Below are 7,290 nucleotides of genomic sequence, written 5' to 3'. Positions count from 1 at the left end.
AGCCGGCGCAGCGGCGCCCGGCGCGAGCGGCGCCGCGGCCAGCAGCACGGCCGCCTCGGGCGCGCAACCGGCGCAAGCCGGCTCGGCGGCCTCGGGCGCGTAATAACAGGGAGCCTGCTTCATGGCAAAGTTCTTTATCGATCGCCCCATCTTTGCGTGGGTGATCGCCATCGTCCTGATGCTGGCGGGGATCGCTTCGATCTTCACGCTGCCGGTCGCGCAGTATCCGACCATCGCGCCGCCATCCATCCAGATTTCCGCGACCTATCCGGGCGCTTCGGCGAAGACGGTCGAAAACACCGTCACCCAGGTGATCGAGCAGCAGATGAGCGGTCTCGACCACCTGCTGTACCTGTCGTCCACCTCTGACGACTCGGGCACGGCGACCATCACGCTGACCTTCGCGGCCGGCACCAATCCGGACATCGCGCAGGTGCAGGTGCAGAACAAGCTGCAGCTCGCCACGCCGCTCCTGCCGGAAGTCGTGCAGCAGCTCGGCACGAAGGTGACGAAGTCGAGCAGCAGCTTCCTGCTGGTGATGGCGTTCGTGTCGGAAGACGGCAGCATGTCGAAGTACGACCTCGCGAACTACGTCGCGTCGAACGTCGAAGACCCGGTGAGCCGGATCGACGGCGTCGGTACCGTCACGCTGTTCGGCTCGCAGTACGCGATGCGGATCTGGCTCGACCCGAACCGGTTGACCAACTATGGCCTCACACCGGTCGACGTCGTGACCGCGCTGCAGGCGCAGAACGTCCAGATCGCGGGCGGCCAGCTGGGCGGTACGCCGGCGGTCGCGGGCCAGGCGCTGCAGGCGACGATCACCGAATCGACGCTGCTGCAGACGCCCGCGCAGTTCGGCAACGTGCTGCTGAAGGTGAACCAGGACGGCTCGAAGGTGCTGCTGAAGGACGTGGCGCGCATCGACCTGGGCGGTGAAAACTACAACTTCGATACGAAGTACAACGGCCAGCCGACGGCGGGCTTCGGTATCCAGCTCGCGACGGGCGCGAACGCGCTGCAGACCGCGAAGCTGGTGCGCCAGAAGATCGACCAGCTGTCGAAGTACTTCCCGCATGGCCTCGTCGTGAAGTATCCGTACGACACGACGCCGTTCGTGCGCCTGTCGATCGAGGAAGTGATCAAGACGCTGCTGGAAGGTATCGTCCTCGTGTTCCTCGTGATGTACCTGTTCCTGCAGAACCTGCGGGCCACGCTGATCCCGACGATCGCGGTGCCGGTGGTGCTGCTCGGTACGTTCGCGATCATGGCGGCGGTGGGCTTCTCGATCAACGTGCTGTCGATGTTCGGTCTCGTGCTCGCGATCGGCCTGCTGGTGGACGATGCGATCGTGGTGGTCGAGAACGTCGAGCGGGTGATGGCGGAGGAAGGGCTATCGCCGAGGGACGCGACCCGCAAGGCGATGGGCCAGATCACCGGCGCACTGGTTGGCGTGGCGCTGGTGCTGTCGGCGGTGTTCGTGCCGGTGGCGTTCTCGGGCGGTTCGGTGGGCGCGATCTACCGGCAGTTCTCGCTGACCATCGTCGCGGCGATGGTGCTCTCGGTACTGGTCGCGCTGATTCTCACGCCGGCCTTGTGCGCGACGATTCTCAAGCCGATCCCGCAGGGCCATCATGAAGAGAAGAAGGGCTTCTTCGGCTGGTTCAACCGCAACTTCGACAAGAGCCGCGACCAGTATCACAAGGGCGTGCACCATGTGATCAAGCGTTCCGGCCGCTGGCTGATCATCTATCTCGCGGTGATCGTCGCGGTGGGCATGCTGTTCGTGCGTCTGCCGAAGTCGTTCCTGCCGGACGAAGACCAGGGCACGATGTTCGTGATCGTGCAGACGCCGTCGGGCTCGACGCAGGAAACCACGGGCCGCACGCTCGAGAACATCTCGCACTATCTGCTCAACGACGAGAAGAGCATCGTCGAGTCGGTGTTCACGGTGAACGGCTTCAGCTTCGCGGGCCGTGGCCAGAACTCGGGTCTCGTGTTCGTGCGCCTGAAGGACTACTCGCAGCGCACGCACGCGGACCAGAAGGTGCAGGCGCTCGTCGGCCGCATGTTCGGACACTTTGCGTCGTACAAGGACGGGGTCGTGATTCCGGTGAATCCGCCGTCGATCCCTGAACTGGGCACCGCATCGGGCTTCGACTTCGAACTGGAAGACCGCGGCGGGCTGGGTCACGAGAAGCTGATGGCCGCGCGCAACCAGCTGCTCGGCATGGCATCGAAGGACCCGACGCTCGCGCTGGTGCGCCCGAACGGCCTGAACGACACGCCGCAGTTCAAGGTCGACATCGACCGCGAAAAGGCGCTGGCGCTCGGTCTCTCCGCGTCGACGATCGACCAGACGTTCTCGATCGCGTGGGCGTCGCAGTACGTGAACAACTTCCTCGATACGGACAACCGGATCAAGAAGGTGTACCTGATGGGCGACGCGCCGTTCCGCATGAACCCGTCGGATCTGAACGTCTGGTACGTGCGTAACGGTGCGGGCGGGATGGTGCCGTTCAGCGCATTCGCGACCGGCCACTGGACGTACGGTTCGCCGAAGCTCGAGCGTTACAACGGCATCTCGGCGATGGAAATCCAGGGCGCGGCGGCCGCCGGCAAGAGTACCGGCCAGGCGATGACGGCGATGGAAAAGATCGCGGCGAAGCTGCCCGCGGGTATCGGCTATGAATGGACGGGTCTGTCGTATCAGGAAATCCAGTCCGGTTCGCAGGCGCCGATCCTGTACGGCATCTCGATCCTCGTCGTGTTCCTGTGTCTCGCGGCGCTGTACGAAAGCTGGTCGATTCCGTTCGCGGTGATCATGGTGGTGCCGCTCGGCGTGCTCGGCGCGCTGCTCGCGGTGACGCTGCGCGGTCTCGAGAACGACGTGTTCTTCCAGGTGGGTCTGTTGACCACGGTGGGTCTGTCGGCCAAGAACGCGATCCTGATCGTCGAGTTCGCGCGGGAACTGCAGCAGGGCGAGGGCATGGGGCCGGTGGAAGCGGCGCTGGAGGCGGCGCGTCTGCGGCTGCGACCGATCCTGATGACGTCGCTCGCGTTCGTGCTCGGCGTGCTGCCGCTCGCGGTCAGTAACGGCGCGGGTTCGGCGAGCCAGCACGCGATCGGCACGGGCGTGATCGGCGGGATGCTGACCGCGACGTTCCTCGCGATTTTCCTGATCCCGATGTTCTTCGTCGTGATCCGGGCGAGCTTTGCGGGCGAGAAGGAAGATCCGGACGAGGCGCTGCGCCACTATGACGAGCACCATCCGCACGATCCGCAAGGTGGTGGCGGTGGTTCAGGTGGCTCGGGCGGTTCGGGCAACGGGTCGGCGAGCTGAGGACAAGGCAATGCAAAAAATATCGTTGATCGCAATCGCGGCGGCCTTCGTCGTCGCGGGTTGCACGATGGAGCCGCACTACGACCGGCCGGCCGCGCCGGTCGCGGCGACCTTCCCGACCGGCGGCGTGTACGACACGCAGCCCGCAGCGGCGGCGGGACATACGGCGAATGGCGTGGCTGCCGCGGATCTCGGCTGGCGCGACTTCTTCGTCGATCCGCGGATGCAGGAGCTGATCGAGATCGCGCTGAAGAACAACCGCGATCTGCGGGTGTCGGCGCTGAATGTCGAAGAGGCGCGCGCGCAGTTCCAGATCCAGCGCGCGCAGCTGTTCCCGACGCTCAACGCGGTCGCGGACGGCAGCCGCGCGCGTACGCCGGCGGACCTGACGTACTTCGGCCAGACGCTTTCGTCCACCTATACGGTGGGCTTGAGCGCATCGTGGGAAATCGACTTCTGGGGCCGCATTCGCAGCCTGAAAGATCAGGCGTTGCACGAGTACCTGGCGACCGCGCAGGCGCGCAAGGCGGCGCAGCTGTCGCTGGTGTCGCAGGTGGCCGACCAGTACCTGACGGTGCTCGCGTACGACGATCTGCTGAAGGTGACCGAAGACACGCTGAAGACCGCGCAGGACTCGTATCGCATCACGAAACTGCAGTTCGATACCGGCACCGGCACGGAGCTGGACTTGCGTCAGGCACAGACGGTGGTCGAGCAGGCCACGGCGAACCAGCAGGCGCAGGCGCGTCTGCGCGCGCAGGCTGAAAACGCGCTGGTGCTGCTGATCGGCGAGCCGCTGCCTGCGGACCTGAAGCCGGGGCTGCCGCTCAACGACCAGAACATCCTGACCGACGTCCCCGCCGGCTTGCCGTCGGATCTGCTGACCCGCCGTCCGGACATCATGGAAGCGGAAGAGCAGCTGCTGGCGGCGAACGCGAACATCGGCGCCGCGCGCGCGGCGTTTTTCCCGAAGATCTCGCTGACCGGCACGTTCGGTACCGAGAGCCCGACGCTCGGCGGGCTGTTCAAGGCTGGGTCGGCGGCATGGTCGTTCGCGCCGTCGATCACGGCGCCGATTTTCGAGGGCGGCACCAATATCGCCAACCTCGATCTCGCGCACGTCGAGAAGAAGGTGCAGATTGCGCAGTACGAGAAAGCGATCCAGACGGCCTTCCGCGAAGTGGCGGACGGACTGGCGGCACGCGGCACATATGACCAGCAGATCGATGCGCTCGCGCGCGACACGCAGGCGGAACAGCGCCGCCTCGATCTGTCGGAGCTGCGGTACAAGAACGGCGTGGACAGCTATCTGACCGTGCTGACTGCACAGACCGATCTGTACACCGCGCAGCAGACGCTGATCAACGCGCGCCTCGCGCGGCTGACCAACCTGGTTGACCTGTACCAGTACCTGGGTGGCGGCTGGATCGAGCATACGGGCGACCAGCCGCGGCCGGCCGATGCGCCGACCGACTACGGTTCGGCGAGCGCGCCGGTGGCTGCGTCGGCGCCGCCGGCGGGTTGATGAGGTATTGATTGCGTCTTGACGACGCGTGCCAGGAATCGGACGACTCCTGGCGCCCTGATGAAGATCGAAGCCGCTACCGGTTGATTGACCGGTAGCGGCTTTTTTCTTGTCCGCGCACGGTGGGTGGCCGGTTGGTGGAGGCACGTTCCGACATACGGATCGGAACGCGAGGGCGTGTCACATAAGAATACGCATAACCGTCAGCGCGACCAGGCCGATAGCCGAGGTACCGCAGGCGATGCCGGCAGTCCATTTGATGACCGTGTCGCAGTTCTCCGGCGATTCGTAGCAGTAGCGGATAAATCTGTTCATTGTTGTTGCTCCATAACATAGAGGATTGAGAAACCAGCCAAGATCAGTTTGTGTAGGTATGCAAAGCGATGGAAATAGCCGCGCTGATTGCCGAGAGAGCGATCAACTCATGCAGGACCAGCGGCGCAGGTGCCTCACGTGCGGACCGGGCATCCCCCGGTCGCTTCGATCTGGCTGAACCCATGCGGGCCCGGGGTATCCGACCCGCGTGATTCTTGATCAACGACACTGTCACGATGACCGAGCACGCGAAGCGGATCACGAGGCAAAGCGCGATCAATGCCTCGTAGATCGTGCTGGCCGCCAGGCCGTTCGCGGTCCATAGCAGTTGCCGGCGGCCCACCGATTCCGCAATCAGCGGCTTCATGACGGTAACGCCGTGTGCTGGCACGGCGAGCGCGAGCGTGACGACCGGCCCGATCAGCGGCACGCCGACATTGAGCCAGATCCAGAAGAAGAGCGCCAGGGACACTTGAACGCACCCGCAGGTTGAACATGTCCCGAGATCCTGAAGTACGGCGTCGACAAGCATTCCGAAAGACATAGCCAACAGGCCTGGCGCTATCGCAAAAAAAAAACGCCACGGCGAGCCGTGGCGTTCTCTGCTGGCAAAACCGGTTAATGCAGGTCCGCGGCGCTCATCAGGTTGTCGCCCGCGGCGGGGTTGCCTTCATTGCCCGTGCGTCCGTCGAAGTCGTTTCCCGCGCGGTGGATGTCGCGTCGCGCACCGCGCTCGTTCTTCACGCCGTTGAAGATGATGTTCAGGATCACTGCCGAAGCCGACGCGAGCAGAATGCCGCTATGCAGGAGCGGCGACAGCGCGGCCGGCAGTTTCGCGAAGAAATGCGGCGATACGACCGGTACGAGGCCGAGCCCGATGCTCACCGCGACGATGAACAGGTTGTGATGATTCTTCGTGAAGTCGACGCGCGACAGCACCTTGATGCCGTTTGCCGCCACCATCCCGAACATCACGATGCCGGCGCCGCCCAGCACGAACGCGGGCACCGAAGCGACCACCTGCGCCATCTTCGGAAACAGCCCCAGCAGCACCAGGATCACGCCGCCCGTCGCGCAGACGAAGCGGCTCTTCACACCCGTCACGCCGATCAGCCCGACGTTCTGCGAGAACGACGTGTGCGGAAACGAGTTGAAGATGCCGCCGATCAGCGTGCCGAGACCATCCACGCGCAGGCCGCGCACCAGCGCTTTCTGGTCCACAGGACGCTCGACCATGTCGCCGACCGCGAGGAACATGCCGGTCGATTCGATGAACGTGACGAACATCACGGTGACCATCGTCGCGATCGACAGCGGATCGAAGTGCGGCAGCCCGAAGTGGAACGGCATCACGAAGCCGACCCACGGCGCGGCCGTCACGCCGTCCATGTTGACGCGGCCGAGCAGCGCCGCGATCACGAAGCCCGCGACAATGCCGAGCAGCACCGAAATGTTCGCGACGAAGCCGCGGCCGAACTTGTTGATCAGCAGGATCAGCATCAGCACGACGAGCGACAGGCCGAGATAGACCGGATTGCCGTAATCCGGATTGCCGACGCCGCCTGCCGCCCAGTTGATGCCCACTTCCATCAGCGAGAGCCCGATCACCGAGATCACGGTGCCGACCACCACCGGCGGGAAGAAGCGCAGCAGTTTGCCGATCGCGGGCGCGAGCAGGATGCCGATCACGCCGGCCGCGATCGTCGAACCGAAGATGTCGAGGATCCCGAGACTCGGGTTCGTGCCGATCGCGATCATCGGTCCGACGGCGGCGAACGTGCAGCCCATGATGACCGGCAGGCGGATGCCGAAGATCCACAGGCCGAGGGTCTGGATCAGCGTGGCGATGCCGCAGGAAAAGAGATCGGCGCTGATCAGAAACGCGATCTGCTCCTTGGGCAGCTTCAGCGCGGTGCCGATGATCAGCGGCACGGCGACGGCGCCCGCATACATCACGAGCACGTGCTGGATACCGAGCGTGAGCAGCTGCCCTGCCGGCAGTCGCTCGTCGCACGGGTGGACCTGTTTCGATTGCATGGCGTCTCTCTCCACATCATGTGTTTTAGGATGACTCCAAGGTATGCGGGACGATAAAACCGGACAAGTC

General features: G+C 64.5%; 5 protein-coding genes. 2 read left to right on the top strand and 3 right to left on the bottom strand.

Features of this window, described 5'->3' with window-relative positions; genetic code table 11:
- The first annotated feature begins 121 nt into the window (after positions 1 to 121).
- Positions 122 to 3,343, top strand: a complete 3,222-nt coding sequence (locus tag DVS29_RS06925) for an efflux RND transporter permease subunit (RefSeq protein WP_118179666.1) — start codon at positions 122 to 124, stop codon at positions 3,341 to 3,343.
- A gap of 10 nt (positions 3,344 to 3,353) precedes the next feature.
- Entirely contained in the window at positions 3,354 to 4,868 is a 1,515-nt protein-coding gene (locus DVS29_RS06920; RefSeq protein ID WP_118179665.1) for an efflux transporter outer membrane subunit, read from the top strand.
- Between the two features lie 180 nt (positions 4,869 to 5,048).
- Here the strand turns inward: DVS29_RS06920 and DVS29_RS38105 are convergent, their stop codons facing one another.
- The 3 genes from DVS29_RS38105 to DVS29_RS06910 form a co-directional block, all read right to left on the bottom strand.
- Positions 5,049 to 5,183, bottom strand: a complete 135-nt coding sequence (locus tag DVS29_RS38105; RefSeq protein WP_276314282.1) for a hypothetical protein — start codon at positions 5,181 to 5,183, stop codon at positions 5,049 to 5,051.
- Positions 5,184 to 5,226: 43 nt separating this feature from the next.
- Positions 5,227 to 5,655: a hypothetical protein gene (locus DVS29_RS06915; protein WP_240655494.1), complete on the bottom strand. Its 429-nt coding sequence runs from the start codon at positions 5,653 to 5,655 to the stop codon at positions 5,227 to 5,229.
- Between the two features lie 146 nt (positions 5,656 to 5,801).
- A complete protein-coding gene (locus tag DVS29_RS06910) occupies positions 5,802 to 7,220 on the bottom strand; it encodes a nucleobase:cation symporter-2 family protein (RefSeq protein ID WP_118179664.1) in 1,419 nt (472 codons plus the stop codon).
- Positions 7,221 to 7,290: the final 70 nt, after the last annotated feature.

The organism is Paraburkholderia phosphatilytica (genome assembly GCF_003443895.1).
GTDB classification, from domain to species: domain Bacteria; phylum Pseudomonadota; class Gammaproteobacteria; order Burkholderiales; family Burkholderiaceae; genus Paraburkholderia; species Paraburkholderia phosphatilytica.
Note: the sequence above shows the minus strand (reverse complement) of the source record. Positions and strands in the feature narration are given on the sequence as shown.